Source organism: Streptomyces durmitorensis (assembly GCF_023498005.1).
Classification (GTDB): domain Bacteria; phylum Actinomycetota; class Actinomycetes; order Streptomycetales; family Streptomycetaceae; genus Streptomyces; species Streptomyces durmitorensis.
The window spans coordinates 1,431,171-1,448,680 of the sequence record NZ_CP097289.1; the positions used below are offsets into that span (position 1 = coordinate 1,431,171).

At 71.6% G+C, this 17,510-nt stretch carries 17 protein-coding genes; 1 reads left to right on the plus strand and 16 read right to left on the minus strand.

The genetic code is table 11. The features are described from left to right. The first annotated feature begins 197 nt into the window (after positions 1-197). The gene (locus M4V62_RS06665; protein WP_249586292.1) at positions 198-1,127 is read left to right on the plus strand and encodes a LysR family transcriptional regulator; all 930 of its coding nucleotides are present in this window, start codon (positions 198-200) and stop codon (positions 1,125-1,127) included. Between the two features lie 85 nt (positions 1,128-1,212). Here M4V62_RS06665 and M4V62_RS06670 read toward each other — a convergent pair whose 3' ends face one another. From M4V62_RS06670 to M4V62_RS06745, 16 genes are all read right to left on the minus strand, one after another. Then, the gene (locus M4V62_RS06670) at positions 1,213-1,776 is read right to left on the minus strand and encodes an HPP family protein (RefSeq protein ID WP_425575325.1); all 564 of its coding nucleotides are present in this window, start codon (positions 1,774-1,776) and stop codon (positions 1,213-1,215) included. 164 nt (positions 1,777-1,940) lie between these two features. After that, positions 1,941-2,477 carry a flavin reductase family protein gene (locus M4V62_RS06675; protein ID WP_249586293.1) on the minus strand — a complete coding sequence of 179 codons (537 nt, stop codon included), beginning with the start codon at positions 2,475-2,477 and terminating at the stop codon, positions 1,941-1,943. Then, a complete protein-coding gene (locus tag M4V62_RS06680; protein ID WP_249586294.1) occupies positions 2,470-4,017 on the minus strand; it encodes an amino acid adenylation domain-containing protein in 1,548 nt (515 codons plus the stop codon). Before M4V62_RS06680 ends, M4V62_RS06675 begins: the two co-directional genes overlap by 8 nt. Continuing rightward, a complete protein-coding gene (locus M4V62_RS06685; RefSeq protein WP_249586295.1) occupies positions 4,014-5,042 on the minus strand; it encodes a hypothetical protein in 1,029 nt (342 codons plus the stop codon). Before M4V62_RS06685 ends, M4V62_RS06680 begins: the two co-directional genes overlap by 4 nt. Continuing rightward, positions 5,039-5,671, minus strand: a complete 633-nt coding sequence (locus M4V62_RS06690) for a 4'-phosphopantetheinyl transferase family protein (protein WP_249586296.1) — start codon at positions 5,669-5,671, stop codon at positions 5,039-5,041. Before M4V62_RS06690 ends, M4V62_RS06685 begins: the two co-directional genes overlap by 4 nt. Further along, the gene (locus M4V62_RS06695; protein WP_249586297.1) at positions 5,668-6,870 is read right to left on the minus strand and encodes an acyl-CoA dehydrogenase family protein; all 1,203 of its coding nucleotides are present in this window, start codon (positions 6,868-6,870) and stop codon (positions 5,668-5,670) included. The genes M4V62_RS06690 and M4V62_RS06695 overlap by 4 nt, the downstream gene beginning before the upstream one ends. Then, on the minus strand, positions 6,863-8,092 hold the full coding sequence (locus M4V62_RS06700; protein WP_344646452.1) for an acyl-CoA dehydrogenase family protein: 1,230 nt from the start codon (positions 8,090-8,092) through the stop codon (positions 6,863-6,865). The genes M4V62_RS06695 and M4V62_RS06700 overlap by 8 nt, the downstream gene beginning before the upstream one ends. Further along, entirely contained in the window at positions 8,089-8,340 is a 252-nt protein-coding gene (locus M4V62_RS06705) for an acyl carrier protein (protein WP_249586298.1), read from the minus strand. The genes M4V62_RS06700 and M4V62_RS06705 overlap by 4 nt, the downstream gene beginning before the upstream one ends. Further along, positions 8,340-9,644 (minus strand): type III PLP-dependent enzyme domain-containing protein, encoded by a 1,305-nt coding sequence (locus M4V62_RS06710; RefSeq protein ID WP_249586299.1) that lies wholly within the window; start codon positions 9,642-9,644, stop codon positions 8,340-8,342. Before M4V62_RS06710 ends, M4V62_RS06705 begins: the two co-directional genes overlap by 1 nt. Further along, complete coding sequence (locus M4V62_RS06715) at positions 9,628-11,181, minus strand: class I adenylate-forming enzyme family protein (protein ID WP_249586300.1); 1,554 nt, start codon at positions 11,179-11,181, stop codon at positions 9,628-9,630. The genes M4V62_RS06710 and M4V62_RS06715 overlap by 17 nt, the downstream gene beginning before the upstream one ends. Beyond that, positions 11,178-12,416 (minus strand): acyl carrier protein, encoded by a 1,239-nt coding sequence (locus M4V62_RS06720; protein ID WP_249586301.1) that lies wholly within the window; start codon positions 12,414-12,416, stop codon positions 11,178-11,180. Before M4V62_RS06720 ends, M4V62_RS06715 begins: the two co-directional genes overlap by 4 nt. Beyond that, positions 12,406-12,678, minus strand: a complete 273-nt coding sequence (locus M4V62_RS06725) for an acyl carrier protein (protein ID WP_249586302.1) — start codon at positions 12,676-12,678, stop codon at positions 12,406-12,408. Before M4V62_RS06725 ends, M4V62_RS06720 begins: the two co-directional genes overlap by 11 nt. Then, positions 12,678-13,418: a thioesterase domain-containing protein gene (locus tag M4V62_RS06730; protein ID WP_249586303.1), complete on the minus strand. Its 741-nt coding sequence runs from the start codon at positions 13,416-13,418 to the stop codon at positions 12,678-12,680. Before M4V62_RS06730 ends, M4V62_RS06725 begins: the two co-directional genes overlap by 1 nt. Then, positions 13,415-14,785, minus strand: a complete 1,371-nt coding sequence (locus M4V62_RS06735; RefSeq protein WP_249586304.1) for an MFS transporter — start codon at positions 14,783-14,785, stop codon at positions 13,415-13,417. Before M4V62_RS06735 ends, M4V62_RS06730 begins: the two co-directional genes overlap by 4 nt. Further along, positions 14,782-16,140: an ATP-grasp domain-containing protein gene (locus tag M4V62_RS06740; protein ID WP_249586305.1), complete on the minus strand. Its 1,359-nt coding sequence runs from the start codon at positions 16,138-16,140 to the stop codon at positions 14,782-14,784. The genes M4V62_RS06735 and M4V62_RS06740 overlap by 4 nt, the downstream gene beginning before the upstream one ends. Before the next feature lie 8 nt (positions 16,141-16,148). Then, the gene (locus tag M4V62_RS06745) at positions 16,149-17,480 is read right to left on the minus strand and encodes an O-acetylhomoserine aminocarboxypropyltransferase/cysteine synthase family protein (RefSeq protein ID WP_249586306.1); all 1,332 of its coding nucleotides are present in this window, start codon (positions 17,478-17,480) and stop codon (positions 16,149-16,151) included. Between the last annotated feature and the right edge of the window lie 30 nt (positions 17,481-17,510).

Here is a 17,510-nt window from a genome sequence, read left to right on the forward strand (position 1 = left end):
GCCGCGACACAACGGGGCAGAATCCGATGGGGGGCAACGGAAGAACCGATTGCCAAAATATGGACGCCGACGAAACCTCAGAACTTCATCAAATCAGCCGCAGACGCCGTGAAGTTGACTAAGTCATTCGCGTCGCATCACGGAGGCACACGGGACCCGGCAGCATGGGTCGATGCATCAATACCTGGAGGGTGATGATGGATATTGCGCTGTACCAGGTGAGAACCTTCTTGGAAGTGGTGCGCACCGGCAGCATCACGCAGGCCGGACGCAATCTGGGATACTCGCAGTCGACCGCGGCAGCCCATATACGCGCGCTGGAATCGCAGGTCGGCACCTCGCTGTTCCAGCGTCTCTACCACGGAGTTCGGCCCACGCCGGACGGCGAGACCTTCCACGGTTACGCCGTGCGACTGCTCGGCCTGGTGGACGAGTTGTCCACTTCCCTGGCCAACGGTCGCGAGATCAGCGGACGGGTGTCCGTGGGGGCTTCGCCTCTCTCCGTGGACCAGGAACTGACCCGACTCGTCTGGGAGTCCGGATACCGCTATCCCAAGCTGGAACTCGCTCCGGCAGGAATGGACTCCTATCGCATCACCGAAGAGGTGTCCGCCGGACGTCTCGACATGGGAATCATCCTTTCGCCGCCGGACCGCAGGACGGATGTACCGGCCGGTCTGCACATCGAGGATCTGCGCTCCGTCGATCTGGTGGCGGTGGCCGGACGTGAACTCCTCGGTTTGCTCGATGGATCAGCCAAAGAGCAGCACAGAAGGATCCGCCACATCACCACGCGCCTGTTGTACGTGGATTCCGATGTCAGCGCTCTCGAAAGATTCCGGGAATCCATCGAGGGTACTTACAAGCTGCGTACGGAGTTCATGTCGATGGCTTCCGTGCAGGGCGCGATCGAACTCCTCCGCAACGGCCCGTGCATCGCGGTGCTGCCGCGTGAGTCGGCTCACCGGGAGATCGAAACCGGAGAAGTGGGCGTGCTGGGGGGTGTGCCCGGCGAACGTCATGCCGTGCGGATGATCTGGAACGAGCAGACCTGGCTGCCGCCGGTGCTCGCGGCCACGCTTGAGCTGGCACGGCGCATCTACTCGCCTGCCGTCACCCCTACCTGAGCGATCGCCGGGCCACATGCCGAATCCCGCACCGCGAGCGACGCGGTGCGGGATTCGGCATGTGGCCCGGCGCTCGGGCCTGGGACTACCACCAATAGGACGGGTAGGACGGGGTGACCTTGTTCAGGCCGGCCACCATGCCGACCACGACAAGAATGACGGCGGCCAGGGCAAGCAGCGGCAGGAAGGCCGACGCCGCCGGCTCGGTCAGAACGACGATCACCGCGGTGGCCGCGGCCGGTGAATGCGGGGTACGCGCCACCATCATCACGCCGAGTGCGAGTCCCCCGGCCACCGCGGCGGCGACGGTCGAGCTGCCGGCCACGGCCAGCACGACGAACCCGGTGGCGGCGGAGAGCAGTTGCCCGCCGACGACACTGCGCGGCTGGGACAGCGGAAGCGCCGGAGCGCCGAAGATCAGCGCGGCACTCGCGGCCAGCGGCGGCACCAGAAGCATCTGATGCATCAGGGCGCCCAGACCCACCAGGGCCAGCAGGGCGGCCACGGCGCAGACCGTGGCGGGGATCATCGCCTTCCACGCCGCTCTCGGTGGCGCCTTGCTGGTCAGGCTCTTGATCAGCGGACGGTCTGCTCGCGCGGCCGCGACGGCGTCCTGCGACTCGGTTACGGGCGGGGTCTCTGTTGTCATGATCGTGACGCTAGGTTCCGGCGGGCAGCGGCAGAAGCCGCGCCCTGTCACTTAGTCAGGTCGGTCAGCCGCACAGCGCGAGCGGCGGCGCGGCATCGCGGACCGGCGGCGGCTCGGCGGCTCTGCGGCCCGGCGGCCCGGCGGCCCTTCGGCGCGGGCGAGGGTCAACCCTCCAGGGCGCGCAGCTCGTTGCCGTAGTACACGGCCGGGTGCGCCTCGCCCGCCTGCGCCCAGGAGACCGTGCCGACCACGAGGGTATGGTCGAACAGCGGCACCGTTTCGTGCACCTGGCACACCAACGCCGCGGCGGAGCGGCTGAGGACCGGGACCTGGTGCATGAGGTCCCACCCGACCCCGGCGAACCGCTCCTCGGCCGTGCCGGTGGCGAACTTGCGGGTGAGCGCGCGGTCGGACCAGCTCAGCACGTTCACGGCGAAGGAGCCCGAGTCGAGGATCCGCGCGAGGGTGCCGCTCCGGCTGCCCAGGGAGACAAGGAGGCTCGGCGGCTCCAGGGAGAGCGACATGACCGCGTTGGCGGTGCAGCCCACCGGGCCGTTGGGCCCGCGCGCGGTGATGACGGTGACGCCGGTGGGCAGCCGCGCGACGGCACTCCGGTAGGCGCCCGCGGTGACCGTCGGCACGGAGTCGTCCAGGAGCCCTGGCGGCAGGCGGTTGCCGGTCAACGTCGAGGGCTCAGACATGACGGCCCGCCAGGGTCGCGCTCACGGCCTTGCGGTCGATCTTGCCGTTGGCATTGAGCGGAAGCTCGGCGAAGACCGCGATGCCACGCGGCACCATGTACGCGGGCAGCCGCGCACGCAGCGCGCCTGCCAGGTCAGCGGCCTCCAGACCGCTGCCGGTGCAGACCGCCTCCAGGACGGTCTCGCCCGCGGGCCCCTCGACTGCGACGACGACCGCGTCGACCACGCCGGGCCGGCCGCGCAGCACGGCCTCGATCTCGCCGAGTTCCACCCGGTATCCGCGCACCTTGACCTGCTGGTCCAGGCGGCCGAGGTGAACGAGTCCGCACGCGGATCCGTCGCGAAGGACCCGGTCCCCGGTGCGGTACCAGTGCTGATCGGTGAGCGGTCCGTGGCCCTCGTAGATCCGCCTGCCCGAAGGACCGGCCGGGCCGTCGCACATGAACCGGCCCACGTTGTCGGCCGGATCGAGATAGCCGGGAAACCGCTGGGCCCCGCGTACGACCAGCTCCCCCTGCTCGGCGGGATGGCCGCCCTCGTCCAGGATCAGCTGCTCAAGTCCCGGGTAGAGCTCACCGACAGGGACGGTCCCGTTGCCGGTGACCGGCCATGCGCCGGGGTCGTCCGGCAGTCTGAACTGGGCGCAGCTGATGGTCAGTTCGGTCGGCCCGTACAGGTTCTCCAGGGTGCTGTCCGGCGCCGCCCCGGACCATGCCCGGGCCTGCTGCACGGTCAGCGGCTCACCGCAGAACAGGCTCCAGCGCAACGAGGGCATCCGGCCGGGCCCCAGGGAACGCATACGGCTCGCGTACGAGACCATCGACGGCACCGAGAACCAGTGCGTCAGCCTCTGGTCGGCCACCCAGCGCACCGGCGCCATCAGGTCCTTGCGGTCGGGGACCACCAGGGTGCCGCCACCGCCCCATGCGGTGAACATGTCGAAGACCGAGAGGTCGAAGGTCAGGTCGAAGGTCTGGGAGACCCGGCTGCCCGGCCGCACCTCGTACCGCTCCACGACGTGTGCGAGATACGCGCACACATTGCTGTGCCGGACCGGCACGCCCTTCGGTGTGCCCGTCGAGCCGGAGGTGAACAGCACATAGGCGATGCCGTCCGGCTCGGCGCGCCAGGGCGGCAGCTCCGGCAGAGCGGCGCCCCGCAGGTCCGAGTGGTCAGGGGCGAGGACGGGTACGGAGAGGTGCGCCGCGGCCTCTTGTTCCTGGGCCAGTACGAGGTCCAGGCGCCCCGCCCTCACCACGGCTTCGGTGCGCGCCGCGGGGAACGCGGGGTTGAGGGGCACGACGGTGGCGCCGATGCGCTGCACCGCCAGGTACCCGGCGTAGGCCAGGACGCTGCGCTCGGCGAGCAGTCCGACTCGGCTCGGCACACCGCCGTGCGCCACGACCAACTCGGCGGCGAGGTGCTGGGCCTGTGCGTCCAGCTGCTCGTAGGTCAGGCGGTCCGTGCCCACCTCCAGGGCGGGCTCGTGCGGATACGCGGCCGCCGAAGCCGCGAACCACTCGTACAGGGTCTCCTTCACTGGTGTCCTTCCAGGGGGTGCGGGGTGATGGGGGATGCCGGTGTGACGGGGGATGCCGGTGTGTGCAGGGTCTGCGGGAGCCGCTGGGTCGCGTCGAGCAGCCGGTCGAAGGCCGCGCCGATCAGACCGGCGCGGGGGCGTCCGCGCCCGGCGGACCGGTCCGCGAACCGGAGGGCCCTCGGCAGTTCGGCCCAGGCGGCGATCAGCGTGGCGGCGTCCTCCCGGCTCATGGCACCGGACTCGCCGAGCACGGTCAGGCGGTGGGTGTAGTGGCAGCCGGCGGCCCAGAGGTCGTCGGCGTACCGGCCGGGTGCTGTCGGATCGGCGACGAGCACATCGCGTACGTACGACAGGACATCGGGCAGGTGGAACAGCCACGTCCCCTCGTCGGGCACGGCATGCGCTCCGCCGTGCCCGGAGCGGCGGTCACCGGACGCCGCCTCCCGCTCCAGCCAGCGGAAGCTACCGGGAGCGGGCACCTCGGCGGCGCCGCCCAGGGCGAGTCGGTCACGCAGCGCGACCTCCGGTGCCGGTCCGGGCACCGGAGTGAGCGCCAGGGCCAGTTCGTCGTCGTCCAGCCAGCCCAGATGGGGCTCTTGAGGGCCGTGCGGGGTGAGGGCGGTGAAGTGATCGGCCACCAGCCAGCACGCGTCGCGGTGGTCGTGCACGAGCAGCCAGTGCGGCGCGTCGGCCCGGCCGTACCCCGCGGACCAGGGCAGGTGCCGTACGTTCCCGACCGCGAGAACCCGCCCGTGCAGGGCGAGTTCGGACTTGAGACCGGCCCGCGTCCGCCGCCAGTCGGCGGCCCCTCGGTAGGTGAGCGGGGCGAGGCCCGGCGCCGTGTCCACCCGCGTGTGGTGGGAGAAGGCGAGTTCGCCCGGTGGCAGCCCGGTGCGCACGGCGAGTCGGACGGACTCGGCGAAACGCCGCCGGACATCGGGCAGGTCGGGGGAAAGGTAGGCGGCCAGATTCGTGGTGTAGCAACTCAGTTGGGGTGCTGAGGCCACGAGGGTCGTCGACGTCATGGGCACTCCGGCTCGGTGAAGGCGCAGCTGAGCGGGACGGGAGAGCGGCGCAGACTCACCCAGCGGTAGGGGCCCCAATTGCCCCGGTCCCGGCCGGGTTCCACGTCGATCGTCCAGGGGCTGCCGGCGAGCCCGGTGCCCTCCGCCTTCACACAGGCCTCCTGCACGGTCCAGACACGGGCGAACTCGGCGGACCTCTCGGGTTCCGGCAGCGCGCAGACCAGGGGCGCGCGCCCCCGCAGACAGCGGCGTACGAGAGCGTCCGTCAGCCGCTCGGGCGGCACTTGCACATCGACGCCGACCCGGCGCCCCGGCCCCACGGCGGCGGCGATGGTGCCGCCGTCGTGGGAGACGCTGATCCCGACGCCGGGATGCCCGTCGAGCATCGGCCGGCCGCGCTCGTCCTTGCGCACCGCCACGTCGACGAGGTCGGCGCACCTGTGGCGCAGGAGATGGCGCAGGACCGCCCGGCTCGCGGTGAACTCATCGGCCCGCCAGCGGGGCAGCCCCCTGGCCTGCCGCAGATCGTCCTCGTTCGGCGCGGCCCGGGCGGGGAGCTCGTCCTGTGGGCCGCTGAGCACCCAGGTCCGGTGGGCGACCTCCTCGGTCCGCCAGGCGGCGACGTTCATGCGCGCAGCCTCTCCAGGAGTGGCTGCGCACCGTCGGCGACGCCGGCGAGCAGCAGACCGGTGGCGCCGCCCCCGATGCCGAGGACGGCTGCCTCCGCCCGGATCTGCTGGGCACGGCCGGGCAGGAAACCGTCCGCGCCCTGGAGCTGAGCGCAGCAGGAGAGCACCTCGTCGGCGGCGAGACCGACGGCGGACTTCAGGAGCGTGGCGGCCGCCAGGTCCTGCTCCTCGACGATGCCTCGCGCATGCGTCTCGTACAGGGCACGCAGCCCGGCGACCTTGACCAGGCAGACCGCGAAGTCCCTGCGCACCACGTCGTTGTGCCACAGGGGTACGCCGTCCACGCGGCGCCCCTGGAGCACGGCACGTGTCTCGTCGAGCACCCTGCTGGTGAGCGCCACGGCCCACTGCGCGCCGGCCAGCCGCTCGGTGCCCATGTGGCGGGCGAAGGAGGCCATGCCGCGGCCCGGTCTGCCGATGATGTGGTCGGCGGGCAGCCGGACGGAGTCGAACTCGACGTGTCCGGTGGCCGATCCGGGCAGCAGGTCCGTCCCCGCGTTCTCGACCGTGACGCCGGGAGCGTCGGCGGGCACGAGCACCCAGGTGAAGCTGGTGAAGTGGCGGCCCGGCCGGTGCCTGGCGAGGACGAGGAGATGACCGGCCAGACACGCGCCCGTGGCCCATCGCTTTCCGCCCGAGAGCGTCAACTCATCGCCCTTGACGGTCACTTCGGTGCCGAGCCCGGCCAGATCGGACCCGGGAGCGGCGGCATCCGTCGCGGCGAGGGCCACGGTCGTCGCGCCTCGCAGCGCCTGTGCGTACACCCGTGCCGCGGGCGAGCCCGCGGGCGCGGAACCCAGCAGTGGCACGGCGCTCGCCGTCTGCACCAGGACGCCGAGCGTGACGCCGTTGTCGCCCCGGGCGTCCGTGGCGGCGAGCAGCGCGCCGAGCCGTCGCGGGTCGACGACGGGGCCGTCGCGTCCGGTGCGGTGGTAGATCCCCGCGAGGGCTCCGGCGGCGCCGAGCGCGCCCCACACGTGAGGGAGCGAAGCGCCTTCGGGCAGCGGATCCAGGGCCCGCTCGACCTGCGCTCGGAAACTCTCGGAGGGCGGGACGTCCGCTTCGTCGCGCGGTGCGTGTGCTTCCTCGCGCGGTGCGTGTGCTTCCTCGCGCGGTATGTGTGCTCCCTGGTCAGACAAACCGCACCTCCGGATCGAGCAGGGCGAGCCTGCCGTCGGCCAGGTGCAGGCGGTCGTTGCTGTAGTTCAGCGCGGCCGAGCGCAGATCGCGCAGCGCCTGTTCCAGCCGGGTCGGAGAACCCTTGAGATATCCGTGCCGCATGCCGACCGCCGTCACCAGCTCGTCGACCGCGCTGTGGCACAGCTCGGCCGCGGTGATCTTGAGTGCGTTGAGCTGGAGCTGAACGCGGGGCACGCTCAGGTCCGTGCTGTCGAGGACCGTCTGCTGGGTCCGGGCGAGCAGCGCGTGCACGATGTCCAGGCGCTGACGGACCTTGGAGAGCCGGGTGAGCAGCAGCTCGGATGTGAGGTCCGTGCTCCCCCGGCCCTGCGGGGAGCGCAGCAGCCCGAGGACCCGCGAGAGCGCCCCGGCCGCCGTGCCGAGCCAGCACGCGGACCATCCCAGGTGGGCGAGCGGACCGAAAACGGTGCTCGCGATGGTGTGGAACTGGCCGTGCTCGCCTATGACGTGATGGGCAGGCACCGTGCCGGTCAGCCGCAGGGCTCCGCTGTGGCTGGCCCGCATGCCCAGCGGCTGCCAGACCCCGGACGGCTGGATGTCGAGCTGCGCCCGGTCGGCGTAGACGAGGGAGACCTGGCTGGGGCTGGTGGCGCCGGGAGCGCGCATGGTGACCAGGAAACCGTCGGCGTGGCCGCCGCCGGTGACGATGGGCGCGAAGCGGTCCATGACGAGGTCGTCGCCCGCGGTGGCGAGGGACGCCTGCGAGGTGAGCAGGTGGCCGCCCTTGCCCGCCTCGGTGGTCACCGAGGCGAGATACACCTGGCCGGCGGCGATGCGTGGAAGCAGTTCGGCGCGCAGCCGTGCGCTGCCGTGGCGGACCACGGCCTCGGTCTGCTGGCAGTGCATCGCGAAGATCATCGCCACCGAGGTGTCGGCCCGGCCGAGCGCGATGCTCGCCTCGACGAGGTCCGCGACGGTTCCGCCGAGCCCCCCGTACTCCCGGGGCACCAGCAGGCCGAGCAGCCGGGTGCGGCGCAGCTCGGTGAGCGCTTCGAGAGGGAAGGACGCCTCCTGGTCCGTACGGGCCGCGTGCTCGGCGGCGACGGCCGCCACGGCGGCGACCCGGCCCGGCAGGTCGAGCAGGTCGGGCTGGCCAGGCAGGTCAGGCAGGTCGGTCAACTGCGTTTCCGGTGAAGCCACTTCCTGGCTGGTGAGCGTCACGCCGCCACACCCTGTGCCGTCAGCGCCGCTTCGACCGCCTGCCACAGGCTGCCCGCCGTGGCGAACGTCGCGTCGTTCATGTCGTCGTCCGGGAGCGTCACGTCGAAGGTGTCCTCGATCGCGAAGAGAAGCTCGATGGCCTGCATCGAGTCGAGGCCCAGATCGCGCAGAGAGGAGTCCGCCTCGATCTCGCGGTCGCCCAGGAACTTGAGGAAGGGGGTGAGCAGTTCGGTGAAACGGGCATCCATTAGTCAATGACTCCTTGCCGGATCAGGGTGGTACGGGAAATTTCGGGTGGTGTTCCCGGCCGGTCGCTGTCCACCACGGCCTCCGCGGGCAGCGGATGTCCGAGGAAGGCGACGAGGCTCGCCGACAGGCCGTAGGCGCCGACGTTCGGCACGGCGACCAGGTCACCCGGACGCAGCGCGGGCAGCCGTGCGCCGCGCGCCCAGGTGTCGAGAGGGGTGCACAGGGGCCCCGCGACCAGTGCGGTCAACTCCCCTTCCAGCAACGGCTCCTGTGCCGCGACCAGGGCCGGGTTGAGCGGAGGAAGACGGCGCATACCCGCCATGCCGCCCAGGTGATTGATGCCGGACTCAAGGACCACGATGTCCTTGCCGTGCGAGCGCTTGACGTCGAGCACGGCCGTGAGCAGGGTGCCCGCGGTCCCGACGAGATGGCGCCCGGACTCGAAGACCACCTCAGGACCGCCGTCACGCCAGCCGGGTATCTGCTCGTCGAACAGCGTCTCGAGCGCCGGCCGCAGGGCCCTCAGGTCGGGGACCTTCCCGGCCTTGGCGAAGGGCGCCCCGAAGCCGCCGCCGAGGTCGAGCACCTCGATCCGCACCCCGTGCGCGGCCAGGACATCGCCGAGGGACCGGGCGGTGCGCAAGGACCGGGTGAACTGCCCTACCAGATCGTCGACTTCGCAGAGGTTGCTGCCCATGTACAGGTGCAGTCCGACGACGCGTGCGTGGGGCCGGTTCGCGAACCGGGCGGGCTCGGCGAGGACCCAGCTGGTGTCTGCGCCGAACTGCGAGGCCACGCCCGTCATCGCGAGGCCCTGCCCCGGCACCGGCTCGTCGTCGTTGATCCGCAGCAGACAGCGGGCGACGGCCCCGCGCTCCCCCGCGATACGGCTCAGCTGCTCGATGGCGTGCGGCGAGTCGACGGAGAAGAACCGCACGCCACGGACCAGCGCGTCGGCGATCTCCTCGTCGCGCTTTCCGGGGCCGGTGTACAGCACCTCACCGGCGGCCCAGCCCGCCTCGAGCGCGGCGGCCAGTTCCCCGGTGGAGCACACCTCGGGCCTGGCGCCGCCCGCCCGCAGCGTGCGCAGCAGCGCGGGGTGCGGGTTGGCCTTCAGCGAGTAGTACAGGCCGGTACGCTCGGGCAGGGATGCCCTCAACTGGGCCTGGCTACGGCGGACTTCGGCGACGTCGTAGACGTACGCGGGGGTCGGCACGCCCGCGAGCTCCTCCAGGGGGACGGGCAGCACCGTCTCGCCTGCCCGGGTGGCGGAACGGGGCTCGGCCTCAGCGGGTGCGGACATGGCCCGCCCTTTCCTCAAGGGCCGCGAGCGCCTTGCGGTCGGTCTTGCCGTTGCCGGTCAGCGGCAGGGCGTCGACGACCAGGCAGGTGCGCGGAATCTTGAACTCCTCGATCTGCTCTCGCAGGCGCAGCAGCACATCGGCGCCGGTGAGCCCGCCGGTGACCTGGACGAAGAGCCTGGCTTGCCGGTCGCCTTCCGGGGCGAGCACGGCCGCGGCCTCCACCCCGGGCACCCGGCGTACGGCGGCCTCCACCTCGGTGGCGCTCACCCGGAACCCGTTCGTCTTGTAGATGTCGTCCCGGCGGCCGCTGAAGTACAGGAAGCCGTCCTCGTCGAGCCAGCCGTAGTCGCCCGTACGCAGCTCGGGGAAGAGCCCTTCCGCGCGGTGGAAGCGCTGAGCGGTCAGTTCCGGGCGGCGCCAGTACCCCGACATCACGTTGGCCCCCCGTACGGCGATCTCACCGATCTCGCCGGGCGGCAGGCGACGGCCGTCGTCGCCGACGACGAACACCTCGGTACCCGGCAGCGCCCGCCCGCTCGCACCGGGCCGCGCCAGGTCCTCGTCCGCGGGCATGATGGTGGCGCGCTTGCACTCGGTCAGGCCGAACATCAGATGCACCCGCAGCCCGGGCATGGCCTCGCGCAGTGCGGCGACGGCCTGCTGCGGCATCGCGGCACCGGTGTTCGTCAGCATCCGCAGTCGCGGGGTGCGCTCGGCACCCGCCCGGCGCAGCAGCCGGGCCAGCGCGTCGGCCACCGCGGGAACGGCGGGCAGGACGGTCGCTCCCGCGCGCAGCAGATTCGTCAGGAGCCGCGGTCCGACCTCGGCCGGCCGGCCGAGCCAGAGATGCGCCCCGCTGCTCGTGGCGAGGAAGAGCTGGTAGAGGCCGTAGTCGAAGGACTGCGGCAGCGGACTGTAGATCACGTCGTCGGGCCGGTAGCCCAGCACCTGCTGGATGGCCTGTACGGCGAACACCGCCTGCTGGTGCGTGCTGACGACGGCCTTGGGCAGCGCCGTGGTGCCGGAGGTGTAGATCAGGCAGAACGGGTCGACGGGCAGCGGCGGGCCCGGCAGCGGACCGAGCGGCGCCTGCGGGTCGAAGGCCCGGCGGGTGACGTCGTCGACGTGGTGAGCCCGCACGCCCCGGAGCGCCGCGGCGGCCAGCGACGGGTCGTGGTCACTCACCAGGAGCGCGGGCTCGCAGTCACCGAGGACGTGGTCGAGGGCGGCGCCCCGCACCTGCTCGTGCAGCAGCGAGAAGGCGACGCCCGCCCGGGACGCGGCGTACACCAGGACAGCCTGCAGAACCCCGGTGGCGCTGCTGATGAGCAGTCGCTCGCCGCGCCGGAGCCCCAACTCGCCCATCCAGCGGGCGAGTCGTCGGGTGGCCGCGTCCAGCTCGGCGTAGCTGAGGGTGTGCTCGCCGCTGGTGACGGCGGGGGCCTTTGGGTACAACCGGGCGGCGGTGTCTAGGAGTTCGTGCATGGTCGTGGCGCTCGGCAGGACGGCCTGCGCGGTGGACGTCGGGGCGGTCATCGGCCCTCTCCGTTCAGGGCGAGCGCACGGGGCGCGCCGCCATCGTTCGATCGCTGGATGACGCGGCAGACCGCGTCGACGTGGTGCAGGTTCTCGGGCGCCAGGTCGTCGGCGGCGAACTCGATGCCCAATTCGCGTTCCAGGAGCTCGACGATCTCCACCACCCGGAAGGAGCTGAAGGACGGCAGGGAGTCGAACACGGCTCCGGCGAGCAGAGCGGCCGGGTCGACGCCGAGCACCTGGGCAGCCGCGGCGGCCACCGACCGACGCAACTCCACTGGTACGGAGGGCAGTTCAGACGTCGAGGACGGGACAGCGGCCAGGTCCGGTACGGGTGCGCCGCCGCACCCAGAGGCACCGCGCCCAGAGGCCCCGCCGTACCCGAAGGCCCGCAGGTCCGCGCGGAGCAGTGCCGCGACCCGGTCGGCGAGCCCCTGGGGTTCGGGGCGCCCACGCTCCACCCGGCGGTGTGCGAGGTAGACCTGCTCGGTCAGCTTGTCCCAGGCCGCGAGATGTTCCTGAAGCGCTTCGTCGGCCGGAAGCTTCCCGGTGTGGCGCAGGAACGCGGCGTGCAGCTTACGACTCCTGGCGAGCAGCCAGGTCTCCAGGGTGAGCCGCTCCAACGCGCCTGCCCGGTCCGGATGTTGGCGGTAGGCGTCGGCGTATGCGTCCACCGCATCCGGCGCCGCGAAGTCCACCTCGGGCGCCAGCTCGACGCATCCGCCGGGCGCGGCGCCCAGGTCGGCGACAAGTGCGGGTCCGGGGACCGCCGCGGCGAACTCCTGTCGGCTCAGCTTCCATTGGCCCGGTCTGGCGACACCCCAGGGCGTCTCGTTGTGGTAGCTGTCGCGAACGAGCACGCCGTCCGTGCCGGTGCCGCCCTTCTCCACCAGGAAGCTGTGCTCCATGTGGCGCTGCCGGTAGTACGGCACCCAGGGCAGATGGAAGGCGTCGGCGACGACGTAGCAGCCGCTCGCCGGTGTGATGTCCGCGGCGCCCGCGACCGGGTACGGCTCGCCCACCACAAGGCCCAGGCGTCGGGCGGCCTCGGTGAGCTGCTCCCGCGCGGTGCGCTCGACCGTCGGCAGCTCGCCGATCCCCGGCCCCCGCCCCGGCACCGGCACCGGCTGGAATCGCAGGGTGGCGCCGAGCAGCAGATGGGTGTCAGTGCCGTGCAGATGGTCGGCGTACTCCGCCAGGTTCACCTGTAGGCAGTCGAAGAGCTCAGCGTCCATCGCCGGCCCCGGTCAGCACGATGTCGATGAGGTCCCGCACGGTCTCGAACGAGCGCCCGGCGAAGAGATCGTCGGGGAACTGCGTGGCCAGCTCGTCCTCGAGCTCGACCAGAACGCTCAGCACCGCAAGGGAGTTGACCTGGAGCCGCTCGCCGACCAGCGGCTCGTCCTCACGGATGTCGTCGACGGCGGTCACGGCTTGGGCGGACAGGAGCCGCTTCACGGATGCGGCGACGGTGTCGCGCGCGAGTAGTGCACTCATCATGTTCCTTCTGGGTCGGGATGGTGGGCGCCGGACACCGGCACGGATGCGTCGAGGAAGGCGTCGAGGTGGCCGAGGACCGTGCCCGTGTGGCCCGTTCCGAAGACGTCGAAGTGGCCGCAGTCCAGCGGGGCCACCGCCAGCTGGGGCGCCCTGCGCCGCCAGTCGGCGACCTGTCGCCCGCGCTCCGGGCCCGCGCACGGCATCAGCAGGGCGGGGCCTTGGTGACGGGTCGTCACATGGTGTACGGCGCAGGCGTCGAGGTGGGCTCCCGCTGTGCGGACCGCGGCCTCGGCGGCCTCGGGGCCCAGTGGCACCAGTGCGCCGCGCAGGATGTCATCGAGGAGCCGCTCACGTGAACTGCCGTACGCGGACCAGGGTTCGGCAAAGCTGTCGATCATGACGACGGCGGGGGCAGGGCCGTCCTCGGCGAGCCGGGCGCCGGTTTCCCAGGCGAGCAGCCCGCCGAGCGACCAGCCCACCAGGAGGTCGGGGCGGACCGGCAGCTCACGGATGAGCCCGAGACAGCGCTCGGCCATGGCCTCGACGGTGCGGTCGGGCTCCTCCCCCGGCACGAGTCCCATGGCCCGCACCCCGTGGACAGGGCCGCGCCGGGACAGCCGGGACAGGAGCGACACGTACTGGCCGAGTCCGCCGCCCGCAGGGTGGAACACCACGGTGTTCAGTGGCCCCGGCCTGCGGCCGAAGGGGGTGAGCATCGGTTGCGTCATGGCCGTCATACGGCACTCTCCTCGCCCCTGGCCTGCGCCTGCGCCTGCGCCTTCGTCGTCGTCGCCGCCGTCGCCGTCGCCGTCGTCGTGGGCGTGGGCGTGGGCGTGGGCGCCGGGCGTACCTTCAGGAAGACCTCCAGGGCGATTCCCACGGTGAGCACGACGGCCGCGTACAGCAGTCCGACGGTGGACAGGGCCAGGGAGTCGAAGAGCACACCGGCGAGCAGGGTGGAGACGATCAGCATTCCGGTGCCCGCGGCGCCGACGAAGCTGGTCAGGGCCACCAGGTCGGTGGCCGGAGACTTCTGGACGACCTCGCCCTGTGCCGCCGTGAAGGCGAACTCGAAGAGGAACAGGAAGCCGAAGTAGGCGACGTAGAGGCTCCATGGCTGTGCGGTGAGACAGACCAGGAACATCACGGCGGCGGTCACGGCGTTGAGCGCGAAGCCCTGGAGCACACGGGCCTTCACGCGTCGCAGCACGACCGGGACGGTGACCGCGCCGAGGACGAGCGCGAAGCCCGCGACGATCTGCAGGTTCATCACACCGCTCTCCCCCTGCCCGAGCACCCGTACCGGCACCACCGTGCGGGCCGCACTGTGGAAGCCCTGGAACACCCCGACCGCGAGGACGAGATACACCACCGCGCGGGTCAGCCCGCGCCGGCCGCTGAGGGTCGCCCGGACCTGTGCGGAGAGCCCGCGGCGTGTCGTGCCTTCGGCGCGGGGCGCGCTGACGGCGGGCAGCCAGCGGTAGCAGCAGGCGGAAAGCGCGAAGGTGACCGCGTCGATGGCGCCGGCGGTGACGACCGAGACCTCGCCGGCCAGCACACTGCCGAGGACGCCGCCGGCCGCGCTGCCCAGGTAGTAGGAGTTGTTGAACGTGTACGAGGCGAGCTTGAGGCCCGGGCCCTCGAAGAGCTGACGGGCGTACACCACGCGGGCCGTCTTGGTGATGCCCTCCAGGAGCCCACGGACCAGGAAGCAGCCGAGCACCGCGCCGAGCAGGCCCGTGCCGAGGAAGATGCCGATGGCCAACGAGACGGCTCCACCGCCCAGTTCGGCGTAGATGACCGTGCGGCGCAGGTGCTGTCCTTCGCACACCTTCCGGATGACGCCGACGAGCAGCACCGGCAGGATCCACTGGAAGCCGAAGACCGCGGCGGCGCTCAGACCCGAGCCTCTCTCGGTCAGCAGCCATGAGGAAGCGGTGAGCAGCAGGAAGAAGGTGCCGGTGGAGCTGATGAGCATGGCCGCCCACAGCACCAGGAAGCGGGGGGAGGTGAACAGCGCACGCCGCACCTCCGCGGCGCTCGGTGACGCCTCGTCCGCCTCGTCCGTCGTGCCCGTCGTGCCCGCGGTGGGCCGCGCGCTCATGAGCGCGCTTCCGGGAGGGCGGGTGCCGCCGGGTGGGTGGAAGCCGCCGGGAGGGCGGGGGCCACGGGGAGGGCGGGGGCCACCGGCACCATCGGGAAGCCGAGGCGATCCGCGATCTCCTCGCGCAGCTCGGTGCAGGCCGCCTCGGCGCGTGCGGTGTCCTCGGCGACCACACGGACGACGCCGTACGTGGTGGTGTTGCCCTCCATGCCGAGCAGCCGGGAGCCGGGGCCGATGGAGCTGGACCCGGAGTGCAGTCGGGGCCGGAACGCCTCGAACCAGTCGGCGGGAAGGTCGGCGCGGACCACGCAGTCCTCCGCGGCCGCCAGGAAGGTGTGGCTCGCGGCGGTGACCACGGGGAACGGTTCGGGCGACAGCGGCTCGCCCTCGTACAGGTCGACGAGGACCTCGAAGAGGCTGCGGCCGGTCGCCGCGCGGATGACTTCGGGCACGGTGCCGCCCGCGATCCGCGGATTGACCTCCACCAGGCGGAAGCCGTCCGCGGTGCCGATCACCTCGACGTGGAAGAGGCCCAGGTCGAGGCCGAGGGCCCGGCACACGTCGACCGCGTAGTCACCGAGTGCACGCTCGGCGGCCGGCGGCAGGCCGCAAGGAACGGTGGAGCCGAGTTCGAGCACCGGATTGTCCAGACCGACCTTGCGGCGCACGCTGGTGAGCGCCGTGTACGTGGTGCCGTCCGTGGCCACCTCGACCGAGTAGAGCGGCCCGACCGCCACCTCCTCGACCACGTAACGGTCGTCGAGTTCCACGGTGAACCCGTGCTCCAGTTCGGCGAGCCTGGCCTGCGTCTGCGCGAAGTGGAGCTCGATGTCCTGGGCGGAGTGGGCGAAGGTCGTCACGTTCTTGCCCACGCCGAAGACCGGCTTGACCACCACCGGATAGCCGATGTCCGCGGCCGCTGCGAGCGCCGCCCCTGCCTCGGTGACTTCGGCGAACCTCAGGTTGGGCAGGCCGTGCTCGTCGAGCGTGCGGCGGCAGGCCGCCTTGTCCCGGGCGGCGGCGATGGCCTTCGGAGAAGGCCCGCGGGCTCCCACCAACTCGGCCAGGCGTGCGGCTGGTTCGGCCAGCATGTGCAAGGTGGCGAGGACCCCGTCGATCCCGTCCGGGTCGATGCCCTCGGCACACAGCGCCCGCAGCGCGGCCCGGGGATCGCGCAGGTCCTCGACCTCGATGGCCCGGTCGGCCACCGCGCGGGCCCGCTCACGGCTCGCGGGTGAGTGCATGAAGTCGTAGTGCGGCGACCACAGCAGGGTGACGGCATCCCCCCTTTCCTTCGCGTATTCCATGGCCCGCAGGCCCAGGACGCTCGAATCGACAAAGACCAGATGCTTCAAGGCTGCCCTCACTGCTTCGTTGCTCGGCCGGGTGCCGAGGCGGCTGCCGCCAGTGCGGTGGCCAGGTCGGATGTGATGTCGTCGATGCCTTCGATGCCGGTCGAGAACCGGATGAGGCCGGGCGCGACGCCCGCCGCCCGTTGCTGTTCGGGGGTCAGCTGGTAGTGCGTCGTACTGGCCGGGTGGATGGCGAGGCTGCGTACGTCGCCGATGTTCGCGAGATGGCTGACGAGTTCGAGGCCGTCGATGAAGCGCGCACCGGCTTCCCGCCCGGCGGCCAGCTCGAAGGAGACCACTCCGCCCGCACCGCCCGGCAGATACTTCTGTGCCAGGCCGTGCCAGGGGCTTGACGGCAGCCCGGGGTAGTGGACCGCCGAGACCTCGGGGCGGTCTTCCAGCCAGTGGGCGAGCTCGAGCGCGTTGCTCGCGTGCCGTTCCATGCGCAGCGAGAGCGTCTCCAGGCCCTGGAGCACCAGGAAGCTGGTGAACGGAGTGGTCGCCGGGCCGAGATCGCGCAGCAGCCGCAGCCGCAGCCTGCGGGCGTACGCACCGGGGCCGCACTCGTCCCAGAACCGCATGCCGTGGAAGCTCGGATCGGGCTCGCTGTACTTCGGGAAGCGTTCGGCGTGCGCGCCGAAGTCGAAGGTGCCGTTGTCGACGACGACACCGCCGATCACCGTGCCGTGCCCGGAGAGATACTTCGACGTGGAGTGCACCACCACATCGACGCCGTGCTCGACGGGCCTCAACAGGTACGGCGTGAGACCCGTGTTGTCGAGCACGAACGGCACACCGGCCGCGTGCGCGACATCGGCCACCGCCCTCACATCGAGGAGGTTGTTACGGGGGTTTCCCACCGTCTCGCCGAACACCACTTTGGTGGTGGGCCGCAGGGCCCGCCGCCAGGAGTCCGGGTCGTCGGGGTCGTCGACGAACGTCGTCTCGATCCCGTACTCGGGCAGCAGGTGACGGAGCAAGTTGTACGTTCCGCCGTACAGGGTCGCGCTGGAGACCACATGATCACCGGCACCGGCCAGGTTCAGGATGGCCAGGGCCACGGCCGCGTGCCCGGAGGCCACCGCGACGGCTTCGACGGCCCCCTCCAGAGAGGCGATCCGCCGCTCCAGCGCCTCGTGGGTCGGATTCTGGATGCGCGAGTAGATGTTCCCCTTCTCCTCAAGGGTGAACAGGCGAGCCGCATGATCGGTGTCCTGGAACGCGAAGGCTCCCGTCTGGTAGATCGGCACCGCCCGGGCCATCGTCGTCGGGTCGGGCGCCGTTCCGGCGTGGATCTGCCGGGTCTCGAAGGCCCAGTCGCTCTGCGCCGTCGCTTCCGTCATCGCGTCATTCCTCGATCTCTTGATCTTTCT

Excerpts from the sequence above, each read along its gene's own strand:
- M4V62_RS06685 (WP_249586295.1), bottom strand. The coding sequence starts at position 5,042 with ATGACGTCGACGACCCTCGTGGCCTCAGCACCCCAACTGAGTTGCTAC.
- M4V62_RS06730 (WP_249586303.1), bottom strand. The coding sequence starts at position 13,418 with ATGACGGCCATGACGCAACCGATGCTCACCCCCTTCGGCCGCAGGCCG.
- M4V62_RS06710 (WP_249586299.1), bottom strand. The coding sequence starts at position 9,644 with ATGTCCGCACCCGCTGAGGCCGAGCCCCGTTCCGCCACCCGGGCAGGC.
- M4V62_RS06705 (WP_249586298.1), bottom strand. The coding sequence starts at position 8,340 with ATGGATGCCCGTTTCACCGAACTGCTCACCCCCTTCCTCAAGTTCCTG.
- M4V62_RS06735 (WP_249586304.1), bottom strand. The coding sequence starts at position 14,785 with ATGAGCGCGCGGCCCACCGCGGGCACGACGGGCACGACGGACGAGGCG.
- M4V62_RS06690 (WP_249586296.1), bottom strand. The coding sequence starts at position 5,671 with ATGAACGTCGCCGCCTGGCGGACCGAGGAGGTCGCCCACCGGACCTGG.
- M4V62_RS06725 (WP_249586302.1), bottom strand. The coding sequence starts at position 12,678 with ATGAGTGCACTACTCGCGCGCGACACCGTCGCCGCATCCGTGAAGCGG.
- M4V62_RS06670 (WP_425575325.1), bottom strand. The coding sequence starts at position 1,776 with ATGACAACAGAGACCCCGCCCGTAACCGAGTCGCAGGACGCCGTCGCG.
- M4V62_RS06745 (WP_249586306.1), bottom strand. The coding sequence starts at position 17,480 with ATGACGGAAGCGACGGCGCAGAGCGACTGGGCCTTCGAGACCCGGCAG.
- M4V62_RS06665 (WP_249586292.1), top strand. The coding sequence starts at position 198 with ATGGATATTGCGCTGTACCAGGTGAGAACCTTCTTGGAAGTGGTGCGC.
- M4V62_RS06720 (WP_249586301.1), bottom strand. The coding sequence starts at position 12,416 with ATGGACGCTGAGCTCTTCGACTGCCTACAGGTGAACCTGGCGGAGTAC.
- M4V62_RS06715 (WP_249586300.1), bottom strand. The coding sequence starts at position 11,181 with ATGACCGCCCCGACGTCCACCGCGCAGGCCGTCCTGCCGAGCGCCACG.
- M4V62_RS06675 (WP_249586293.1), bottom strand. The coding sequence starts at position 2,477 with ATGTCTGAGCCCTCGACGTTGACCGGCAACCGCCTGCCGCCAGGGCTC.